At 69.0% G+C, this 20302-nt stretch carries 18 protein-coding genes and 2 pseudogenes; 5 read left to right on the top strand and 15 right to left on the bottom strand.

Annotated elements, in window-relative coordinates; translation table 11 throughout:
• Positions 1-8 precede the first annotated feature (8 nt).
• Positions 9-944 carry a hypothetical protein gene (locus VF106_RS31110; RefSeq protein WP_330843457.1) on the top strand — a complete coding sequence of 312 codons (936 nt, stop codon included), beginning with the start codon at positions 9-11 and terminating at the stop codon, positions 942-944.
• Positions 945-981: 37 nt separating this feature from the next.
• On the opposite strand, the gene VF106_RS31115 is transcribed toward VF106_RS31110, so the two are convergent.
• The 8 genes from VF106_RS31115 to VF106_RS31150 form a co-directional block, all read right to left on the bottom strand.
• Positions 982-1773: a sugar phosphate isomerase/epimerase family protein gene (locus VF106_RS31115; protein WP_330843458.1), complete on the bottom strand. Its 792-nt coding sequence runs from the start codon at positions 1771-1773 to the stop codon at positions 982-984.
• On the bottom strand, positions 1770-2915 hold the full coding sequence (locus tag VF106_RS31120; RefSeq protein WP_414639105.1) for a dihydrodipicolinate synthase family protein: 1146 nt from the start codon (positions 2913-2915) through the stop codon (positions 1770-1772). The genes VF106_RS31115 and VF106_RS31120 overlap by 4 nt, the downstream gene beginning before the upstream one ends.
• The gene (locus VF106_RS31125; RefSeq protein WP_330843459.1) at positions 2912-4060 is read right to left on the bottom strand and encodes a Gfo/Idh/MocA family protein; all 1149 of its coding nucleotides are present in this window, start codon (positions 4058-4060) and stop codon (positions 2912-2914) included. Before VF106_RS31125 ends, VF106_RS31120 begins: the two co-directional genes overlap by 4 nt.
• 22 nt (positions 4061-4082) lie before the next feature.
• Positions 4083-4856: an ABC transporter ATP-binding protein gene (locus VF106_RS31130; protein WP_330843460.1), complete on the bottom strand. Its 774-nt coding sequence runs from the start codon at positions 4854-4856 to the stop codon at positions 4083-4085.
• 8 nt (positions 4857-4864) lie between these two features.
• Positions 4865-5896: an ABC transporter substrate-binding protein gene (locus VF106_RS31135; protein ID WP_330843461.1), complete on the bottom strand. Its 1032-nt coding sequence runs from the start codon at positions 5894-5896 to the stop codon at positions 4865-4867.
• Between the two features lie 13 nt (positions 5897-5909).
• Positions 5910-6779, bottom strand: coding sequence for an ABC transporter permease (locus tag VF106_RS31140; RefSeq protein ID WP_330843462.1), 870 nt, complete (start codon positions 6777-6779; stop codon positions 5910-5912).
• A gap of 40 nt (positions 6780-6819) precedes the next feature.
• Positions 6820-9870, bottom strand: coding sequence for a ThuA domain-containing protein (locus VF106_RS31145; protein WP_330843463.1), 3051 nt, complete (start codon positions 9868-9870; stop codon positions 6820-6822).
• Between the two features lie 91 nt (positions 9871-9961).
• Positions 9962-10666, bottom strand: coding sequence for a cupin domain-containing protein (locus tag VF106_RS31150; RefSeq protein ID WP_330843464.1), 705 nt, complete (start codon positions 10664-10666; stop codon positions 9962-9964).
• Between the two features lie 147 nt (positions 10667-10813).
• Between VF106_RS31150 and VF106_RS31155 the strand changes: the two genes are divergently transcribed.
• The gene (locus VF106_RS31155; RefSeq protein ID WP_330843465.1) at positions 10814-11833 is read left to right on the top strand and encodes a LacI family DNA-binding transcriptional regulator; all 1020 of its coding nucleotides are present in this window, start codon (positions 10814-10816) and stop codon (positions 11831-11833) included.
• Positions 11802-12191, top strand: coding sequence for a DUF4240 domain-containing protein (locus VF106_RS31160; RefSeq protein ID WP_330843466.1), 390 nt, complete (start codon positions 11802-11804; stop codon positions 12189-12191). Before VF106_RS31155 ends, VF106_RS31160 begins: the two co-directional genes overlap by 32 nt.
• Before the next feature lie 158 nt (positions 12192-12349).
• Here the strand turns inward: VF106_RS31160 and VF106_RS51030 are convergent.
• The 5 genes and pseudogenes from VF106_RS51030 to VF106_RS31180 all read right to left on the bottom strand — a co-directional run.
• Positions 12350-12571: pseudogene (locus VF106_RS51030) on the bottom strand (DUF5615 family PIN-like protein); the annotation flags it as partial.
• 1 nt (position 12572) lies between these two features.
• The gene (locus tag VF106_RS31165) at positions 12573-12803 is read right to left on the bottom strand and encodes a DUF433 domain-containing protein (protein WP_330843467.1); all 231 of its coding nucleotides are present in this window, start codon (positions 12801-12803) and stop codon (positions 12573-12575) included.
• Positions 12804-12831: 28 nt separating this feature from the next.
• The gene (locus VF106_RS31170; RefSeq protein WP_330843468.1) at positions 12832-14076 is read right to left on the bottom strand and encodes an aldehyde dehydrogenase family protein; all 1245 of its coding nucleotides are present in this window, start codon (positions 14074-14076) and stop codon (positions 12832-12834) included.
• A gap of 14 nt (positions 14077-14090) precedes the next feature.
• Positions 14091-14732 carry a M50 family metallopeptidase gene (locus VF106_RS31175; protein WP_330843475.1) on the bottom strand — a complete coding sequence of 214 codons (642 nt, stop codon included), beginning with the start codon at positions 14730-14732 and terminating at the stop codon, positions 14091-14093.
• 51 nt (positions 14733-14783) lie between these two features.
• The gene (locus VF106_RS31180; protein ID WP_330843469.1) at positions 14784-15944 is read right to left on the bottom strand and encodes an FAD-dependent monooxygenase; all 1161 of its coding nucleotides are present in this window, start codon (positions 15942-15944) and stop codon (positions 14784-14786) included.
• Between the two features lie 70 nt (positions 15945-16014).
• Here VF106_RS31180 and VF106_RS31185 point away from each other — a divergent pair, with 70 nt between their 5' ends.
• The gene (locus VF106_RS31185; RefSeq protein ID WP_330843470.1) at positions 16015-16563 is read left to right on the top strand and encodes a TetR/AcrR family transcriptional regulator; all 549 of its coding nucleotides are present in this window, start codon (positions 16015-16017) and stop codon (positions 16561-16563) included.
• Positions 16564-16897: 334 nt separating this feature from the next.
• The gene (locus tag VF106_RS31190; protein ID WP_330843471.1) at positions 16898-18706 is read left to right on the top strand and encodes an AMP-dependent synthetase/ligase; all 1809 of its coding nucleotides are present in this window, start codon (positions 16898-16900) and stop codon (positions 18704-18706) included.
• A gap of 115 nt (positions 18707-18821) precedes the next feature.
• Here VF106_RS31190 and VF106_RS31195 read toward each other — a convergent pair whose 3' ends face one another.
• Together VF106_RS31195 and VF106_RS31200 are read right to left on the bottom strand one after the other, a co-directional pair.
• Positions 18822-19553: an AMP-binding protein gene (locus tag VF106_RS31195; RefSeq protein ID WP_330843472.1), complete on the bottom strand. Its 732-nt coding sequence runs from the start codon at positions 19551-19553 to the stop codon at positions 18822-18824.
• Positions 19554-19900: 347 nt separating this feature from the next.
• Positions 19901-20302 (bottom strand): annotated as a pseudogene (locus VF106_RS31200) (2-oxoacid:ferredoxin oxidoreductase subunit beta); the annotation flags it as partial.

Genomic DNA, 20302 nt, shown 5'->3' on the forward strand with positions numbered 1-20302 from the left:
ACCCCCGTGTGCCGCAGACGCCCGGCTGGCACGACCGGCGACGGGACCTCGCCCGCGTCCGGTCCGAGCACGCGACGAGCACACCCGGCTCGACGGGGATCCGCGAACGGACCGTGGCCATCGCGTTGCCCGGCACCCTGGACGAGCTGTACACCCCGGACGTGCCATGGGCCTTCCGCTCCTTCAGTGAGGTGATCGGCGGCGAGATCCGCACCTACTTCCTGCAGCTCGATCCGGTGGTGTTCCCCCGCGGCAGGACCACCACCGTGCGCTGGAACAACGCGGTGTTCGGGCCCGCCATGGCGAGTTCGCGGCTCGGCGCCGCGTCGTTCCGTCGTGGGGACCTGCTGTGGTTCCAGCAAGCGCTGGTGTCCGACCAGGGTCAAGGCCGCTGGGGGATGGTCCCCCTGCCCGGGAAGACCCAGCTGCTGCGCGACGGCGAGGTCATCGGCGAGTCCGACACTGCGGGCGAGGGAGTGTTCGAGGTCGGACCGGAGCGCGCGGTGTACACCATGCGCACCACCGCTGACCGGTCGGACTACTCCCGACTGTCGACGAAGTTCGACATCGAGTGGACGTTCGCCTCACAGCGGAGCGAGGATCCCACCTCATCCCCGGAGCTGGGGATGCTCGGGGTGCGGTACGCGCCGAAGCTGGACGACCACAACGCCACACTCCGCGGCAAGCGGTTCACGATCCCGTTCTCGGGGGAGCGCAACGGAAGCGACGACCCGGCCCAGGTCTCCAACCCGACCGTCGAGGTGTCCTATGACGACGGCAGGACGTGGAAGCCGACGACCGTCAAGCGGCACCGCGGTCAGTGGACGGCCACCGTCGACCACCCGGCGGACGCGGAGTTCGTCTCGCTGCGCTCGTCGGTCTCCGACACCGACGGCAACTCACAGCGCCAGACGATCATCCGGGCCTACGCCCTGAAGAAGTAACGGGAAAAGGGCGCCCGGGGACTCCCCGGGCGCCCTTTCACACCATGACCGACTGGTAGGCGGCGATCGTGTCCCGCAGGATCTCCTCGCCGGGCCGCGCCCACAGCTCGGCGTTGAACACCTCGACCTCGATCGGGCGGTCGTAGCCCGTGGCGAGCACGGCCTCGATCAGCGGTCCGAAGTCGACATGTCCCGAGCCCGGCAGTCCCCGGCCCACCAGGACGTCCGCCGGCAGCGGCACCACCCAGTCAGCGAGCTGGAAGGACGCGATCCGGTCGCCGGCCTGGGCGATCAGCTCGAACACCCGCTCGTCCCACCACACGTGGTAGGTGTCGAGCGTGATGCCCACCGCCGCCGCCGGGTACGGCGCGCACAGTTCGAGTGCGCCGGCGAACGACGCGACCACGCTCCGGTCCGCGCAGAACATCGGGTGCATGGGTTCGACCGCGAGGGTCACGCCGACGTCCAGTGCGTGCGGGGCCAACGCTTCCAGGCCCCCAGCCACCCGGTCGCGGGCTTCGGCAAGCGGACGACCGAACAACCCGCCACACACCAGCACCAAAGCGGGCGCACCCAACTCGGCCGCCTCGTCGAGTGCTCGGCGGTTGTCGTCGTACCAGTCGTCCTCGCCGAAGAAACCGCCGCGGCACAACGAGGTCACCGACAGGCCCGCGTCCTTGACGAGGGCGGCGGACCGCGACAGACCGTACTCCGCGACGGGTTCCCGCCACAGACCCACGTGCCGGACACCGGCCGCCGCACAACCCTTGACCACGTCGACCAGCGGCCAGTACTTGGCCGTGGCCTGGTTGAACGAGAACTCTTTCACTGGGGAACCCCCGCCACGGACAGGAACGCCCGAGCGCGCGAGGCGGCAAGGTCGGCGTGCGGCAGCAGACCGGCCTCGTCCGCCAGCACCAGCAGCTTCGCCAGGTGCGTGACCGAACGGCCCGACTGCAGGCCACCCACCATCGTGAAATGCTGCTGGTGGCCGGAAAGCCAGGCCAGGAACACGATGCCCGTCTTGTAGTACTGGGTGGGCGCGCCGAACAGGTGGCGGGCCAGCGGCACGGTCGGGTCCAGCAGCGCGTGGAAGGCCTTCTCGTCGCCCTTGTCCAGCTCCGCGAGCGCCGGGCCGACCGCGGGAGCGATGGCCGCGAACACCCCCAGCAGCGCGTCCGAGTAGCCCTGTTCGTCACCCGCGATCAGCGACGGGTAGTTGAAGTCGTCGCCGGTGTACATCCGCACGCCGGCCGGCAGCTTGCGCCGGACGTCGACCTCGAAGTCCATGTCCAGCAACGACATCTTGATGCCGTCCACTTTGGCCGAATGGTCCTTCAGCAGCGCGAGCACGGTGTCCGCGGCCGCCGCCACGTCCAGCGTGCCCCAGTAGCCCGCGAGCGCCGGGTCGAACATGGAACCCAGCCAGTGCAGCAGCACCGGAGAGTCCACCTCGGACAACAGCGTCGAGTACACGGACAGGTAGTCGTCCGGCCCCTTGGCCGCCGCGGCCAGGTGCCGGCTGCACATGATCACCGGCACCGCGCCCGCCTCGACGACGTCCGCCAGCTGCTCCCGGTACGCCTCGAGCACCCGCGGCACCGTGGCCGGACCGTCCAGCTGGTCCGTCGCCACGCCTGCGACGATCCGCCCACCGACCGACCTGGCCTCGGACGCGCTGCGCCGCACCAGTTCCCGCACGGCCGGGTAGTCCAACCCCATGCCGCGCTGGGCGGTGTCCATCGCCTCGGCCACCCCGAGCCCGTGCCGCCACAGGTGATGCCGGAACGCCAGCGTGCCGTCCCAGTCGAGGGTTGCCGGCGCACCGGGCACGTTCTCCGCCAGCGGATCCGCCACCACGTGTGCGGCCGCGTAGGCGATCCTCGTTCGAGCCGGGGCGGCGCCGGCACTGGACACAGCGCCACCCCGGAGTTCGTACCGCTCCCCGCCTGGGAGCACTATCGACGTCACGACAGCTCCGGAATCTCGATCCGCCGGCCCTCACGCGCTGCCTTGAGTCCCAGCTCGGCCAGCTGAACACCGCGTGCGGCGGCGGCGAAGTCCCACGGGAACGGCTCGCCTGCGTAGACGTGCCGCAGGAAGTGCTCCCACTGCACACGGAAACCGTTGTCGAAGTGCTCGTTGTCCGGCACCTCGGCCCAGTCGCCCCGGGCGTCCACATTGGGTGGTGCGTCCGGGTTCCACACCGGCATCGGCGTGGCCGCGCGGGACTGGGCGCGGCAGCGCCGCAGGCCGGCGACCGCGCTGCCGTGCGTACCGTCCACCTGGAACTCGACCAGCTCGTCCCGGAACACCCGCACGCACCAGGACGAGTTGAACTGGGCGATCATCCCGCCGTCCAGCTCGAAGATCGCGTACGCCGCGTCGTCGGCGGTCGCCGTGTACTCCTCGCCGTTCTCGTCCCAGCGCTTCGGGATGTGCGTGCGGATCGTGGCCTGGACCGCACGCACCGGGCCGAACAGGTTCTCCAGCACGTAGTGCCAGTGCGGGAACATGTCCAGCACGACACCGCCGCCGTCCTCTGCTCGGTAGTTCCACGACGGACGCTGCGCCTTCTGCCAGTCGCCCTCGAACACCCAGTAGCCGAACTCGGCCCGCACGGACAGCACCTGGCCGAAGAAGCCGCCGTCGATCAGCCGCTTCAGCTTGCGCAGGCCGGGCAGGAAGATCTTGTCGGCCACCACACCGTTGCACACCCCCGCCGTGGCCGCCGCGCGCGACAGATCCAGGGCGCCCGCGACGTCCATGGCGAGAGGCTTCTCGGTGTAGATGTGCTTGCCGGCGTCGATCGCCGTCTTGATCGCCTTCTCCCGCCGCTGTGTGGTGAGCGCGTCGAAGTAGATCTCGACGTCGTCACGGGCGAGCGCGGCGTGCAGGTCGGTCGTCCAGTCGGTGAGACCGTGCCGTGCCGCGATCTCGGCGAGTTTTCTCTCGTTGCGGCCGACCAGCACCGGCTCCGGCCAGAGCACCGTGCCGTCCGGCAGCGGGAGACCGCCGTCGTCACGGATGGCCAGGATCGAACGGACCAGATGCTGTCGGTAGCCCATGCGTCCGGTCACGCCGTTGAGCACGATGCCGATCGACCTTCGGGACATGTCGCTTCACCCTTTTGTGAACTCAGTGGGACTCGTGTGCGCCGAGCAGTTCGCGGATCTCGCGGGTGAGCGAACCGAACCGGGTGTCGGTCATCACCTGCGCGTAGTCGCGCTCGGCCGGCAGGTCGACGTGGAACGTGCGCATCAGACGGCCCGGCCGCGGGCTCATCACCTCCACCCGGGTGCCGAGGAACACGGCCTCGGCGATCGAGTGGGTGACCAGCAGGATCGTGGTGCCGGTCTCGCGCCAGATCTTGTTCAGCTCCGCGTTGAGCTGCTCGCGGGTGAGCGCGTCGAGCGCACCGAACGGCTCGTCCATGAGCAGGACGGGCGGCTCGTGCAGCAGCGCGCGGCACAGCGCCACCCGCTGCTGCATGCCACCGGAAAGCTCGTGCGGCAACGCCTTCTCGAACCCGGTGAGCCCGGTCAGCTCGATCAGCTCGTCGGCACGCCGCGCGGCCTTCGCCTTGTCCATGCCACGCATCTCGGCCTGCAGCAGGATGTTCTTGCGAACCCCCCGCCACTCGAGCAGCGCGGCGCGCTGGAACGCGAAGCCGATGTTCTGCTGCGGCTTGGTGACCTTCTGCCCGAACAGCGACACCGTGCCGTCGGTCGGCTTCACCAGGCCCGCCACGGCCTTGAGCAAGGTGGACTTACCACACCCGGACGGGCCGACGATCGAGATGAACTCGCCGGCCTCGATCCGCATGCTGACGTCGTCGAGCGCGGTCGTCGTGGACCGCTTGGAGCGGAACCGGATCGACACGTTCTCGATGTCGACGGCCGTACCGGTCATGAGATTCGTCATGACCCGTCGGCCTTGGCGAAGCTGCTGTCCCAGTACTTCGACGGCTCACCGGCGTCCTTGAGACCGGCGTTCGTCGACATGATCTCGATCGTCTCGCTCCACTGGTCCTCGGTGTTGACGCCAGGCGACTTCGCGGTGTCCAGTTCCAGCAACGGCTCCGCCAGCGTGAGCTGCTTGACGAGCACCTCCTCCGGCGGCTCGTTCTCGGCCAGCTCGGCCATGGCCTTCGCCGCGTCCTCCGGGTTCTTCACGGCCTCGGCCCACGACTTCTGCGTCGCCCGCACGAACTTGCCGACGAGGTCCTTCTTGGACGACAGCGTCTCGTCGCTTGCCACGATCCCGAGACCCATCAGGTTCAGGCCGTTGTCCGCGAACAGCAGGTGGTCGACCTTCTTGCCGGTCTTGGACTCGATGGTCGGGCCTTGGTCGTGGAAGAAGCCCATGATCGCGTCGACCTGTCCCTCGGCCAGCTGCGCGATCTTGTTGGCCGCGTCCATGTTCACGACCGTCACGTCGGAGGGCTGCATGCCGTTCGCGGCGAGCAGCGCCGGGAACGTCGCGTACATCGCGTCACCCGGGGTGCCGCCGACCGTCTTGCCCTTGAGGTCCTTGATGGACTTGATGTTCTTGTCGGCCAGGAACTCGATGGACGCCGGGCCCTTCTGCAGGAACACACCGACGCTCTTCACCGGCATGCCGGTGGTGATCGCGTTGAGCAGCGGCGGGGTGTCCGCCCAGCCGAACTGCGTCTGGCCCTGTGCGACGGCCTTGATCGTGTTGCCGGAACCGCTGCCCGGCTCGATCTTCAGGTCGATGCCCTCGTCGGCGTAGTAGCCCTGCTGGATGCCGTAGTAGAACGGGGCGTGCTCGCCGTAGGGCACCCAGTTGAGGGTGAAGGTGACCGTCTCTTTCGGACCGGACGCGGTGCTGTCGGATCCCTGGTTGCCGCTGCTCTCGTTGTTCTGTCCGCTCGGCGCGCAGCCGACCAGGAGCGCGGCGGCGGCTATGCCTGTGAGTAAACGCTTCATTGAGTTTGACCTTTCAGGACGTGGTGAGCGGCATGGCGGACCGGCGGCTGGCGTGCCACGGGATGAGCAGCGCCTCCAGCACCTCGACGATCACGAACAGCACGATGCCGATGATCGACATCAGGATCAGTGCCGCGAACAGCAGCGGCGCGTCGAGGTTTCCGTTGGCGACCATCAACTGGTAGCCGAGGCCCTCGCTCGCGCCGACGAACTCGCCGACCACGGCACCGACCACGGCCAGCGTCACCGCCACTTTCTCTCCGGCCATGAGGTGGGGCAACGCGTTGGGAAAGCGGATCTTGCGGAAGGTCTGCCACCGGCTGGCACCCATGGTGGCGGACAGGTCCAGCAGCTCAGGATCGGTCGACCGGAGGCCGGCGACCCCCGAGACGACCACCGGGAAGAACGCGATCAGCACCGCCAGGATGATCTTCGGGGCGAGGTCGTTGCCGGCCCACACCACGATCAGCGGCGCGATCGCGATCTTCGGGATCACCTGTGCGAACAGGACGATCGGATAGAGCGTCTTCTCCACTGCCTTGGAGCTCGCGATCGCCAGTGCGGTCGCGAGACCGAGCACACTCGCCAGCAGGAAGCCGACGACCGTCTCGTACAGAGTGACGTAGGAGTGGTACATCAGCGATGACCAGTCCTGGATCAACCGGTCCCACACCTGGCCAGGTGTCGGCACGAGATAGGGCTTCACCCAGCCCTGCGCGGTGGCGAACCACCACACGAACCAGATGAACACAAGCAGCAGCGCCGGCGGCCACGCCGCGCGGGCGAACCGAGCCAACCGCGCGCCGACCGTGACCTTGGGCAGCGGCTCGAGCGCCGGCTTCGACCGCTTCGGTTCAGCTCGTGCTTCGTTCGAGGTCACCATGCTTGACACCTAATGTCGCCACCTTCTTTTTGTCGACCTCTCAGCCGAACTCGAACCAGTCGACGTTGAACAGATCGCCTGTCACACCCGGGTTCCTGGCGACCAGGAACAGCTCGTGCGTGACGCCAGGGTCGGTGACCGCCGCCGTGACGACGGTCCACGTCTGGCCACCTCCGGTCACCGGTACCGCCACGCTGCCGAGCAACGGTCCGTCCGGATTTCCTTGCCGTATCTCGATGGTGCCGCCGTTGGCACTGCTGGCGACCCGGAAGTTCAGGCTGGTCACGCCTTTCAGGTTCACCGGCGCGACGCTGAGCCAGTCTCCGTTGGAGACACCGCCGACCAGGCCGGCGCCGCCGCCCTCGCTGTTGTTGAGGACACGGGTGCCGCTCTGCCGGCTGTAGTGCTCGGCTTCCTTGTGCCTCGGCTGCAGGGTGAGGCGGTCGCTGGCGGACAGGGACGGGCTGCCGGTGTCGGTGTAGCCGGCGTCGAGCACGTAGGTCAGGTTGTCCTTCGGCGTGTGGCCGGCGACCATGCTCGGGGTGAGTTCGCCCGCGCAGCCCCGGTTCTGGCTGACCGGGTGCACCTGTCGGGCGTGCCCGACGCCGCCCTTGGTGAGCGGCAGCTCGCAGTCGACCGTGCCGTCCGGGTCGGTCGCCGCCAGCTCGTACGGGATCGGCACGCCCCAGTCGAAGACCTGGCCGTCGACCGGCCCCGTCAGCTCGACCTTCGGCGCGGAGTTGCCGACCGTCACGGCGACGGTGACCGGTGTCCGGCGGCCGGTCGGGTCGGTGACGACCAGACGGGCCCGGTGGGTGCCGTTCGTGGTGAACGTGTGGGTCGGGTTGGCGCTCGTCGAGTCGGTGGTGCCGTCGCCGTCGAAGTCCCATGCGTGGGTCAGGGTCTGGCCGGTGTCCGGGTCGGTGGACTGGTTGGTGAACCGGACGGTCAGCGGCCCGCGCCCGGACGACGGGGTCGCCGTGGCCTTCGCGATCGGCGCGCGCTCACCGGGCCGCAGGTAGTCGAGGCGGTAGATGCCCGAGTCCCAGTTGGGGTCGCCGCGGCCCGAGCCGCCGTAGTTGGTGCCCCACTCGATGACGTAGAGCGCGCCGTCCGGGCCGATCTCCATGTCGATCGGGCGGAGGAACCCGGCGTTGGGCAGGAACCTGTTGACGGACAAGACGTTTCCGGCGGCGTCCGACTTCACCTCGAACATCGCGTTGCGGGTCCAGTCCGCGATGAACGTGGTGTCGTCGTAGTACTGCGGGAGCTTGTTCTCCGAGTCGAGGTCCGCGTCGTAGTGGTAGGTCGGGCCGCCGACCGCGAGCCGGCCGCCGGTGCCCAGCTCCGGCCACTCGGGGCTGACGCTGTACGGGTAGGGCAGCCACGCCGGCTGGACCGGCGGGAGCTGGGTGAGGCCGGTGTTGTTGGGCGAGTTGTTGACCGGGCCGCCGTCGCAGTCGTACGGCTGGCCGGACACGCCGGTCGTGAAGTCGTACTCCACGTACGCGCGGTTCTTACCGATGCACAGCGGCCACCCGAAGTTGCCGGGTCCCTTGGCGACGTTGAACTCGTCGTAGCCCATCGGGCCGCGGGTCGGGTTGTCCTCGCGGGCGTCCGGACCGACCTCGCCCCAGTAGACCCACCCGGTGTCGGGGTCGATGTGCAGCCGGTACGGGTTGCGCAGGCCCATCGCCCAGATCTCGGCGCGGGTCTTGTCGGTGCCCGGCGGGAACAGGTTGCCCTCGGGGATCGTGTAGGTGCCGTTGGACTCCGGGTGGATGCGGAGGACCTTGCCGCGCAGGTCGTTGGTGTTGGCCGAGGTGCCCTGCGCGTCCTGGTTCTGGCGGCCGGGGCGCTCGTCGATCGGCGCGTAGCCCTGGCAGCACGGATCGACGTTGTCACCGGTGGCGAGGTAGAGGTTGCCGTTCTTGTCGAAGGCCATGCCGCCGCCCTCGTGGGCGTTGATCTCGCGCTGGGAGAAGAACTCCAGCAGGACCTTCTCGTCCCGGACCGTGTTGGTGAACTCGTCGAACCGGACACGGGACAGCCGGTTCACGCCCTTGGTGCGTGGCGAGTAGTAGACGTAGATGTAGCCGTTCTGCGCGAAGTTCGGATCGAGGACGAAACCGTGCATGCCGTGCGTGTGCAGGACGAACGCGTCGAACTGGCCTGCCTCGTGGCTGTAGCCGACCTTCGGGTCGTACACGTTCAGCCGGCCGCCGCGCTGGATGTAGAACACGCGGCCCTTGTGGTCGACCTCTATCTGCAGCGGGTCGTCGGTGTCGCCTTCGAGGAGGGTCTTCTGCCAGCGGCTGTCCTCGGTGGCGCCGCAGTCACCCTTGACCGCCCCGGCCGCCCACTGGATGCCGCCGAGGATGTGGCCGCGGAAGTTCTCGTCGCTGTAGGTGGCCGCGTCGTGGCCGAGGCCGGTGTACCAGGAGCGGCCGCCCTCGAAGTTCTGGCACCACGAGATCGGGTGGTCGGGACCCATCGTGTGGCCGGTGTAGCTGTTCGTGTCGTAGCTCGCGAGGACGTGGACCGAGCCGCGCGGGTTGACGCGGAAGTCGTACGGCTCCTCGGTGCGCTCCCACACCTGCGGGAGGCCCTTCGTCGACGGGTGGGCGCGGTCGTCGACCTGCACCTTGAGCGGCTGGATCGCCGGGTGCTTGTCGAAGAAGGCCCCCATCAGCTGGCCGTACCAGGTCCAGTCGTACTCGGTGCCGCTCGCGGAGTGGATGCCCGCGTAGCCGCCGCCCGCGCGGATGTAGCGCTCGAAGGCGGCGCGTTGGGCGGCGTTGAGGATCGCGCCGTCGCGGCTGTTGGTGTTGCTGAAGACGACCGCGTCGAACGGGGCGAGGCCGGCGTCGGTGAACAGGTTCGCGTCGTCGGAGACCGTGACGTCGAAGTCGTGTTCCTGCCCCAGTTCGGTGATCGCCTGCTGGGCCGCGGGGATCGAGTCGTGGTAGTAGCCGTTGACCTTGGAGAAGACGAGGATGGAGAAACGAGCCTGCGCGGCGGCGAGCGGCGCCACCATGGTGCCGATGACCAGGGACAAACAGAACGCTATGACGTAGCTCCGGGTTCTCAACGAAAGTCCTCCCGCCGTGGGCGTCACTGCCAGGCAAGCGCTTTCCCAGGACTCTATTTGTCCGAACCTGGTCGCGGCAAGGGCTTTCCCGTTATGGGTCGTAACGGTATGTGTCGAGAAGTCCGCACATCCCGAGCCGACCCTCCTCGTCGGGCCCCGGCTTGCCGCTGACCCGGGATTCCCGCAGATGGCTGGGGTCGTTGCCGGCCAACGCGTCGATCTGCCGCCCGGTACTTTCAGCGGCCCGTCGCGCGCCCCGCTCCCACCGCTCGCGCCAGCCGTCGAGGAGCGGCTGCTTGAGTCGCATGGCGGCGGCGTAGAACTCGTCGAGGGTGCCGTGCTCCCGGAGTTCGTGGAAGCCCTGTACGGCGAGGTCGCGGCGGCGGTAGGCGGAGGTGATGTCGGTGCCGGGCGCGCCGCCGTTCGGGAGCGCGACGGCCTCGGCGTAGCGGTCGGGGTCGCGCACGATGTCGAGCGGGAAGGTGAGGACGGCGTCGCCGGCCTCCGGCAGTCCCGTGTTGCTCATGAGCACCGTGATCTCCAGGCCGCCTCGGTTGATCAGGCGGTGGATCGTGCCCGGGGTGAACCAGAGGACGGCTCCGGGCTTGAGGTCGTGCTCTTGGAACCCGTCCTGGCCGGACAGAGTTTGGACCTGTCCCGCGCCGGCGGTCACCACGTACGCCTCGCTGCAGCAGAGGTGTAGGTGTGGCGTGCCACCGGGCAGGCCGTCGGGGGTCGCGGTGTCGTACACGGAGAGTTTCGAGACGCCTACCGCGCCCGGCAGTGGATCACGCATCGGTACCCCTCGGCGTGGCGGCCTTGCTGTTGCGGGGCCGCACAATGGACACTGGCGGTAATCACGCCTTCAGGCGAAGGAAAGGGCTTTCCTTGTAGCCTGACGCTAGGCGGGCAAGTATTTGGTGTCAAACATCGGAGGTCTGGCATGGCGACGCTTGCCGATGTCGCGCGTCGGGCTGGCGTGTCGGCGGCAACCGTGTCACGCATCGTGAACGGTAGCCCGAAGATCGTGTCGGACGAACTACGCGAACGGGTGCTACGCGCGGTACAAGAGTTGCAGTACGTGCCCAACGCGCACGCGCAACTGTTGGCCCGCTCCCATCGCACCACCGTCGGCGTGATCGTGCACGACGTGTCGGACCCCTATTTCGCGGAGATCACGCGTGGGCTGCAACGGGTCGCCTCGGAGCAGGGCCGCCTGGTGATCATCTGCAACTCCTACCGCGATCCGGATCGCGAGCTGGAGTACGTGGAACTGCTGCGGGCACACCAGGTCGAGGCGATCATCCTGGCGGGCTCCGGCTACCACGACCCCGCGTTCACGAAGTCGCTGAACGCGAAACTGGCCGCGTACATGGCAACCGGGGGCCGGGTGTCGGTGGTGGGCCGCCACAAACTGGCCGGCGACGCGGTGATGCCGGCCAACGAGGAGGGCGGCTACCTGATCGGCTCCGCGGTGTTCTCCCTCGGGCACCGCCACGTCGGCGTGGTGGCGGCCCCGCGCCAGCTGACCACGACGACCGACCGCCTTGCCGGCCTCCGGCGAGCGGCCCGCGACCACCGCCGCAGCCTCCCGGCACGGCGCATCGCCTACGCGGAGTTCGACCGGGACGGCGGCGCCGCGGCGACGGCCGCGCTACTGGACGCGGACCCCAAACTGACCGCGATCGTGGCCCTCAACGACTCCATGGCGATAGGCGCACTGTCGACCTTGCGGGACCGCGGCCTGTCCGTCCCATCCGATGTTTCGGTAGTGGGCTTCGACGACATGCCCATCGCCCGCGACGTCACCCCACGCCTGACCACGGTCCGCCTCCCACTGGTTGAGATCGGCGCCCGAGCGATCACCCTCGCACTGGAGGCCCCACAGCATTCCCCGCGCGTGGAGGAAGCAGCGGCAGAAGTGATCCACCGTGAGTCTCTCGCGGCCCCCCGAGCCGAGTGACGAGTTCTGGTCGGTGGTCGAGTCCGCTGACCCGGTGGCCGCACTGCACGCCATGCCGCTCGACGCGCTGGTGCGTTTCCATGAGGAACTGCTGGACACCGCCCAGAGCCTGACACACGACTACCCGTGGGCCGACCACATGGAGGAGTCAGAGGACGGCCGCGAGGACGTCGCGTACTGGGTGATCAGCCAGGGTCGCGAGTACTACACGGAAATCGTGCACAACCCGTCGAAGATCCCGCACTCGGTGTGGGTAAAACCAACGGGTGCCCTACACACGGGCCTGACGATCCGCGAGTCTCGCGTTCGGCCCCCACGAGTTACGTTTTCGGGAACAGCGAGACGCCCCAAGCCATGAGAGCCGCCTGCGGCTAGATCGGTAACCGCCGCACCCGCACCGATTCCTCGCCGAGCACCACGACCGCGCCGGCCGCCAGATCCTCGGCGACCGGCGCCAGGTTCGCGAGGATCACGTCCGTCATGTCCTTTGGCGCGGCGGCCGACGAGTCGCCGGACCAGAACCACGGACGGCGCCGTGGCGTGCAGGCGGGACAGCAGCAACCCGAAGTCCGTGTCGGCGGAGATCAGAACCCGGCCTTCGTCGGACGCTCGAACAAGCACCTGATCATCAGGTGCTGCCTGCATGCCGTAGTCACGGACATGGGCAGCGTCGTGCCCGGCCTCGCGGAGCAACACGGCAACCTGAGGCGACAAGTTGTTGTCGATCAGGAACTTCACGTCACGCAGTGTGCCGCAGTGGCAACGTCCGCTCTCGAACGGCCTCCGCCGCGTATCGGAGGGCCTCTGTGATGTCCTCGGGTGTGAGATCGGGTAGGTCAGCGACGATCTCGTCGGCGGTCATTCCGTCAGCGAACATCGCCACCACCGTGGCTACGGGAATGCGGTACCCCCGGATGCAGGGTGCACCACCCATCACATCCGGATCTATGGTGATCCGCTCAAACGTCACGCTTACAGTTTATGTTGAAGGCAAGTGGTTAGGCCGGGAGGATTGCGTACTGGCGCAGGCACAGGTCTGGGTAGGTGACCGGGCCTCGGGGGCCTGGGACCTTGTCGATGTTGATGCCGGTCTCCGGGACCGCGAGCAGTTTGAAGCCGTCGAGTAGGCGGGTCGTCGCGTTCCAGAAGACGCCGGTGCCGGTGTAGGCGTCCATGAACGCTTCCGCCGTAGCCTGGGACGTGGTCACGATCGACGCGGCCAGGCCCGAGGTTTCCGTGTTCGCGACCGACGCGGCCTCCACTGCCGAGGACACCGGCAGCACGGTCACTGTCGCCTCGCGGGACGAGTCCAGCGCCCATTCGTACCCGATCGGGTGGTTGTGGGGTGGTAGCGACAGCGTGATCCCCAGGTCGGTCAGCAGCGACCGCGCCGAGGGCAGGAAGGACTCGTACACGTCCGAGTGAATCAGCAGCAGGTTCAGCCGGTTGCACACGCCCAGCCGGTCCACGCTGTTGCGCACCAGGTCGATGGCGACCGACACGTCCGCCTCGACGTCGACGTACAGCACGCCACCGCCGTCCGCGTGGGCCAGTGTGCGGACCCCGTGCCGGGCGGCTTCCTGGCCGAGCGTCCGCGTGGTCTCGCCGCTCCCCCGCAGGATCACCAACGGGATGTGCGCCGGCTGCGACACCAGCGCCGAGGCGGCGGCACGGTCGGGGGTGGGCACCAGCTGGATCGCGGCCGGGTCCAGAGACGCCTCTTCCAGCGCCGGGGCGATGACCGAGCGCAGCAACGCCGTCGCTGAACCGAGTGCCGCGCCACCCGTCCTAAGTACGCCGGCGTTGCGGGACTTCACGAGCTGTGACGCGACGTCGACGGTCACGTTCGGCCGGGCCTCGTAGTTGGCGCCGATCACGCCGACCGGGCGGCGGCGCTCGTACAGCTTGAGCCCGTCCGGCAGGTCGCGCACGAAGGCGGACCGCGGCGGGTGTGGGGTCGAGGCCAGCAGTTCCAGCGCCGACGCCATCGTGTCGAGGCGTTCCGGTGACAGGCGCAGCCGGTCCAGCAGGCCGGCGCTCATGCCGTCGGCGGTCGCGGCGGCGACGTCCGCCTCGTTCGCCTCCAACAGAGAAGCCGACGAGGCACGCAGACGGGACGCCATCGCCGACAGCGCGCCGTCGATCGCCGAGTCGGGAGCCGCCGCCAGCGTCGGTGCGGCCCGGTAGGCGGCTTGCGCGCACGCGGAGACGGCCGACGACACGGACTCAGACACCACAGTCATGCGGTAAGTCTGCCTCACCCCAACAGCCACGCCGCCGCGAGCACCAGCGAACCGAGGTTGATGAAGAAGAACATGCCGATCCACAGCCAACCCGGCGCGCCGGTGAGCCGCGCGAGCTGGTCGGCGTCGGAGTCCCGCGCCCGCCCGCGCCGGCGCTTGCTCTGCAGCTCACCGACCGGCCGCACACCGCCGAGCAGCAGGAACCACGTGATGACGTGCGCGAACGCGGCCTGCACCAGCGGGCTCGTCCACCACGCGATGCCGAACAGCACGGCGCCGGTGAGCAGCACCGAGAAGAACCCGTACACGTTGCGCACCATCACGAGCACGCCGAGCAGCAGCACCGCGCAGACCACCAGCACCGCGGTGATGCGGTCCGCGCCGACGAGACCGGCGAACCCCAGTCCGAGCAGCGACGGCGCGACGTACCCGCCGAACGCGGTCATCACCATGCCCGGCCCGTACGGCTTGCCTCTCGTCAGCGTCAGCCCGGACGTGTCCGAGTGCAGCCGGATGCCGGACAGCCGCCGGCCGACCAGTACCGCCGCCAGCGCGTGCCCGGCCTCGTGCACGATCGTGATCACGTTGCGGGCCGGTCGCCACAGCTCGTTGAAGGCCACCACGACCAGTGCGACGACAGCCGTCACCAGCACCATGGTGGCCGGTGGGTCACCCTGGCCGCCGAACAAGTCCACGCGGGTAGCTGATCACACACCTGGTCGGATCGGTGTTACGTCCAACCCGTCCTCCGGCCGCCAGCTGAACGGTCGCGCGAGGTTCCGCGCGAACACCGACATCGGCAGCGCACGCAGCAACGCGTTGCGGACCACCCGCGCCGGCCCCCAGGACAGGTGGCCGACCGCCCCGGTCATCCGCGACTTCCTGACCATCGCCTGCGTGCGCGGCCGGCGCAGCTCGTCGTAGCGGCGCAGCGCGGTGACCAGGTCGGGCTGTGTCTCGACCGCGACGCTGAGGGTGGCCGCGTCCTCGAGTGCCTGGCAGCCGCCCTGGCCGAGGAACGGAGTCATCGCGTGCGCGGCGTCGCCGAGCAGCGCGACCGGGCCACGCACGTAGGTCGGCAGCGGTGGAAGCGCATACAGGTCGTGCCGCAACACCTGGTCCTCGGTCGCGGCGGCGAGCACGGACGGGATCGGTTCACACCAGTCAGCGAACCGGCGACGCAGCTCGGCCAGCTCACCGTCGGCACCGCGCCCGCCGGGTGGCACGGATGCCGTGGCGTAGCAGTACACGAGGTCGTGCGGCATCGGGAACATGCCGAACACCGAACCCGGTCCCCAGGTCTCGGCCCAGACCCCGGCCAGTCCCTTCGGCCTGGGCAGGACGATCCGCCACGCCGTGGTCCCCGAGTACCGAGGTGGGGCGGCCGCGGGCCACAGTGCTTCACGCACGACGCTGCGCACCCCGTCAGCGCCGACGAGCAGGTCGGCCGTGAGCTCGCCACCGTCGTACTCGACGACCGCACGGTCCCCGTCGACCCGGGCGCCGCGCACGCGGACCCCGTTCATCCGGCACTCCTGCGGCACCCGCGCGAGCAACGCGGTCCGCAGGTCGTGCCGGTGCACGATCGCGGCCCGGGCCGCGTGGGCGTCGACGACCGCCGGATCCATGTGCGCGATCCAGCGGCCGCGCCAGTCCCGCAGGCCGCCGGACTCGGCCAACCGCTCACCGTCGACCTCGGCGCCGACCGCCGCCAGCGCGCGGAACGCGTTGGGCCACAACGAGATCGCCGCGCCGACCACGCTGAACTCCTCGGTCTGCTCCAGCACCCGGACCGTCCAGCCACGCCGGTGCAACCCGGCCGCGACGGCCAGTCCACCAATGCCTCCACCCGCGACGATGGCTTCCATGCCAACCCCCTCCTCTACAGCTGTAGTAACTCTACACCCGTAGAGTGCCGGTGTGGCAGACCGTCGGACTGTGATCGCGGACGCAGCGATAACGACCATCGCGCGCGAGGGCCTGCGCGGGTTCACACACCGCGCGGTGGACCGGGCGGCGTCACTGGCGGAGGGCTCCACGTCGTACTACTTCCGCACCCGCGAGGCGCTGATGTTCGCCGCGCTCGCCAGGATGGCCGAGCTGGATGCCCTCGACATCGGCGAACCGCTCGAACGCGGCGGCGAGGTCGACATGGATGCGCTTACCTCGCTGGTCACGGCCCTGGTGTGGCGGTGGCTGACGGACTCGCGGGAACGCACGCTGGCGCGCTACGAGCTGACACTCGAGTCGACACGGCGCCCGGCGCTGCGCATGAGGTTGATGACGCACGGCGCGGCGTTCCGGGTGATGGCGGAACAGACCATCGCCGCGGCTGGCGCGAGCGAACCCAAGCGACGCGCGGGCACGCTGGTCGCCCACCTCGACGGACTCCTCCTGCACCAGCTGACGAGGGTCGCCCCGACAGAGCTGGACCGCCGGGAGATCAGCGCCGCGTGCCGCGACCTGCTCACCATGGCCCTGGCCTGAGACCCGTGCAGGTATACGAGGTCAGGATCGCCGGCGGAGACGAGGCGCTGAAGGAGCGGGGCGCGTGAATGTTGCGCCCGGACGAGAACCACCCGCGCGCTCACTTCCGCACCCCGTGACGATGACCGAGGGTGCACCGGCCGACCACGAGGAGTTGATCGAGCAGTACCGAATCGAAACCACACCTCAGCAGCGTCGTTGACCGCTCACGAAGCGTGCCGGTAGCGTCGTCCGAATGCCGCAAATGCCCTGTTCGGCATGGACGGGGTAGGACACGGATGCTTACGATCACGGCCAACCACGGGGCCGACCCGGCGCATCGGAGCGTGCACACATGAACAAGTCACCCTCTTCGTACGCCACGCTGTGCGCGGCGTTCCAGGAGTTCGCCAAGACGAGCCCGGACGCGGTGATCATCCGCACGCCGGGCGGCGCGACGGAGATCACCTGGCGCGAGTGGGACCAGCGGGTACGCAAGCTGGCCGCGGGACTGGCGGCGCTCGGCGTGAAGAGAGGCGACACCGTCGGGCTGATGCTCTCGAACCGGCCCGAGTTCCACCTCGCCGACGCCGCCGCCCTGCACCTCGGCGCCACCCCGTTCTCGATCTACAACACCTCGCCGCCGGAGCAGATCGCGTACCTGTTCGGCAACGCCGGCAACACGGTGGTGTTCTGCGACGAGCGGTTCCTCCCCCGCATCCAGGAGGTGCGCGGCGCGGTCGAGCACATCGTGTGCGCCGACGACGTGTCCGATGTGGACGGTGTGCTGACGTTCGCCGACCTCGAGGCGAAGGGCGACCCCGACTTCGACTTCGACGCCGCGTGGCAGGCCGTTGAGCCGAGCGACCTCGCGACGATCATCTACACGTCCGGCACCACCGGCCCGCCGAAGGGCGTCGAGCTGACGCACGCCAACGTGATCGCGCAGGCCGACGCCACCAAGGTCCTGTTCCGCGCCGAACCGGGTGACCGGATCCTGTCGTACCTGCCGGCCGCGCACATCGCGGACCGCGTCACCGCGCAGTACTTCGCGATCCTGTTCGGCATCCAGGTCACATGTGTCGCGGACCTGACGAAGCTGGCCGAGGCGCTCGGGGACACCCGGCCGCACTCGTTCTTCGCCGTGCCGAGGGTGTGGCAGAAGTTCAAGGCGGCGATCGACATGGGGCTGGCGGCCGAGCAGAGCCCGGTCAAGCGCAAGATCGCCGCCTGGGCGATCGAGACGGGCATCAAGACGGTCCGGCACGAGCTGGCTGGCAGGCCGGTGCCACCGGTGCTGGCCGCGCAGCACCGGGTCGCCGACAAGCTCGTGCTGTCGAAGCTGCGGCACAAGCTCGGCCTGGACCAGGCGAAGGCCCCGGCGTCCGGCGCTTCGGCGATCTCCCCGGACCTGCTGGAGTTCTTCTGGGGCATCGGCATCCCCATCTACGAGGTCTGGGGCATGTCCGAGACCGGCGGCGCGACCACGGCGAACGCGCCGGGCCGGACGAAGCTCGGCACGGTCGGGCGGGCCATGAAGGACATGGAGGTCAAGCTGGCCGAGGACGGCGAGCTGCTGACCCGCGGCCCGACAGTGATGCGCGGCTACCGCAACGCCCCGGACAAGACCGCGGAGACCTTCGACGCCGACGGCTGGCTGCACACGGGCGACATCGCGGAGATCGACGCCGACGGCTACGTGAAGATCGTGGACCGCAAGAAAGAACTGATCATCAACGCGTCCGGTAAGAACATGTCGCCGTCGAACATCGAGAACGCGATCAAGGCGGCGACCTCACTGGTCGGCCAGGTGGTCGCGATCGGCGACAACCGGCCGTACGTGGCGGCGATCGCGACACTCGACCCGGACGCGGCCGCGGCTTTCGCTCAGCAGCACGGTTTCGGCGGTGCGTCCGCGGCGGAGCTGGTGGCGCACCCGGAGATCCGGGCGGCGGTGCTCGCCGGCGTCAAGGCGGGCAACGAGAAGCTCGCCCGCGTCGAACAGGTGAAGCGCATCCGCTTGCTGGCGTCGGCCTGGGAACCGGGCGGTGACGAGCTGACGCCGACGATGAAGCTGCGCCGCAAGCCGATCACGGAGAAGTACGCCCACGAGATCGACTCGCTGTTCGCCGACACGCCGGGTGAGGACATCCTGCAGCCGTAGTCGTCGGGGGCCGGCCTCCGGCCCCCGAAATCCAGCGTACCGAGGCGCACCGACAAGAACCGCCGGTTGGCCCACAGGCTGTGGACAACTCCGCAGACCTGTGGGCAACCTGGCCCTACGAGGCGCGCAACGCTGCCAGGCCTTGTTCGGTCAGCAGGTGTGTCGCGTTCTGTTCCAGGGAGCGGTCGCGGGACAGGAGTTGCTTCGCGCCGCTCAGGATGCCGGCGCTGAGCTGGGTCACGTCGTACACCGGGGTCGCGTTCAGCACCACCGTTTCGGGTGTCAGGCCGACCGACGCCGCCCGTGCCTTCAGGGTGTGGTGCGTGATCAGGCCGGACAGGATCGCGGCCGGGGCGCGTTCGTCGCGGTCGCGGGGGTCCACCAGCAGTGTGCCGGTCGTCGCCAGCTCCGCGCAGGTCAGTATTCCGACCTCGGCTGGGGCGTCCAGCAGCAGCACCAGTTCCAGCGATGTGCCCAGTGCGGGGCGGACCCGTTCGTACATGGCGCGGCCCAGGATGACCGCGCTTGTCTTGGTGGCGGTCAGGAAGTCGGCGAACTCGTCCGCCGGCATCCTCGGGTCCACCGGGGCCGCCACGTTGCCGCTGCGCACGATCGCGTAGAACGCCGTCGGGAAGTCGAGGCCTGGCAACGCCGACACGGCCACGGTGAGGCCCTCGCCGCCGAGGTGCTGCCGTAGCCCGAACGCGAGCCGGGAGACCGCTCGGTCCAGTTCGGCGAACGTCACCGCGCTGGTGCCGGTGCGGAGTGCCGCACGGTCCGGCCACGCCGTGGCTGCCAGGCGAGGAAGGACATCCGCGGAACCTACTGGTAAGTCAATATGTGTCATGGCGTTCCTCGACAACTGTTTGTCCGAACGGGACCCGGCGGGTCCGACATAACGAACCTTCTGTGAGTTTCCTCACCGCCACTGGAGACCGGCTCGTGTCGTGCTCGACAGTTGTTTCAGCCCGGCGACGCCGAGTACAGAGGTGGCTACCGTTGGTCCTTCGCGCCTGCTGCGGAGGAGGTGGCGCCGGGGAGGAGGCGGGCATGTCGACGGTTCCGAGATGCCACACACCGACGGTGGTCACGGTGGACGCGGGCCCCTTGGCACCGGTCCGCTTCCACTTGCTGGTCGTCCGCGCGTACCGCGAGTGGGAGTCGGGTGCCCGGAGTCCGGTGTGGCTGCGCTGTTCAGCCGACGGTCCAGGTGTCGCTCCCCCGAAGCAGTGACCGCAGATCCGCGGGAGCCGTGGCCGCAGCGAGCTGTTCGCGGGCCAGGTCGTCGTAGGCGGGGCGGCTGACCTTGCGGTAGACACCGGTGACCGTGTGGGACAGGTCCTGCGTCGACAGGCGGGACAGTGCGAACGCGTAGGACGGGTCCGCAATGGACTCGTCGTGGACGACCACGCGGTCCGGGTCGTACGGCCCCACCTCGAGTCCGCCGAGTTCGGGGCGGACGACGCCGTATTCGCCGTCGGGTCCGAAGCGGATGGGTTTGCCGTCCTCCAGCGGGATGAGCCTCTGCTCTTTCTCGCCGGGTTCCTTCAGTACGTCGAAGGCGCCGTCGTTGAAGATGGGGCAGTTCTGGTAGAT

Origin of the sequence: Actinophytocola sp. (genome assembly GCF_036378875.1) — a bacterium.
GTDB lineage: Bacteria > Actinomycetota > Actinomycetes > Mycobacteriales > Pseudonocardiaceae > Actinophytocola.

Coding starts and splice junctions, on each gene's coding strand:
- VF106_RS31125 (WP_330843459.1), bottom strand. CDS start 4,060: ATGTCCCGAAGGTCGATCGGCATCGTGCTCAACGGCGTGACCGGACGC.
- VF106_RS31130 (WP_330843460.1), bottom strand. CDS start 4,856: ATGACCGGTACGGCCGTCGACATCGAGAACGTGTCGATCCGGTTCCGC.
- VF106_RS31135 (WP_330843461.1), bottom strand. CDS start 5,896: ATGAAGCGTTTACTCACAGGCATAGCCGCCGCCGCGCTCCTGGTCGGC.
- VF106_RS31140 (WP_330843462.1), bottom strand. CDS start 6,779: ATGGTGACCTCGAACGAAGCACGAGCTGAACCGAAGCGGTCGAAGCCG.
- VF106_RS31150 (WP_330843464.1), bottom strand. CDS start 10,666: ATGCGTGATCCACTGCCGGGCGCGGTAGGCGTCTCGAAACTCTCCGTG.
- VF106_RS31155 (WP_330843465.1), top strand. CDS start 10,814: ATGGCGACGCTTGCCGATGTCGCGCGTCGGGCTGGCGTGTCGGCGGCA.
- VF106_RS31170 (WP_330843468.1), bottom strand. CDS start 14,076: ATGACTGTGGTGTCTGAGTCCGTGTCGTCGGCCGTCTCCGCGTGCGCG.
- VF106_RS31175 (WP_330843475.1), bottom strand. CDS start 14,732: ATGGTGCTGGTGACGGCTGTCGTCGCACTGGTCGTGGTGGCCTTCAAC.
- VF106_RS31180 (WP_330843469.1), bottom strand. CDS start 15,944: ATGGAAGCCATCGTCGCGGGTGGAGGCATTGGTGGACTGGCCGTCGCG.
- VF106_RS31190 (WP_330843471.1), top strand. CDS start 16,898: ATGAACAAGTCACCCTCTTCGTACGCCACGCTGTGCGCGGCGTTCCAG.
- VF106_RS31195 (WP_330843472.1), bottom strand. CDS start 19,553: ATGACACATATTGACTTACCAGTAGGTTCCGCGGATGTCCTTCCTCGC.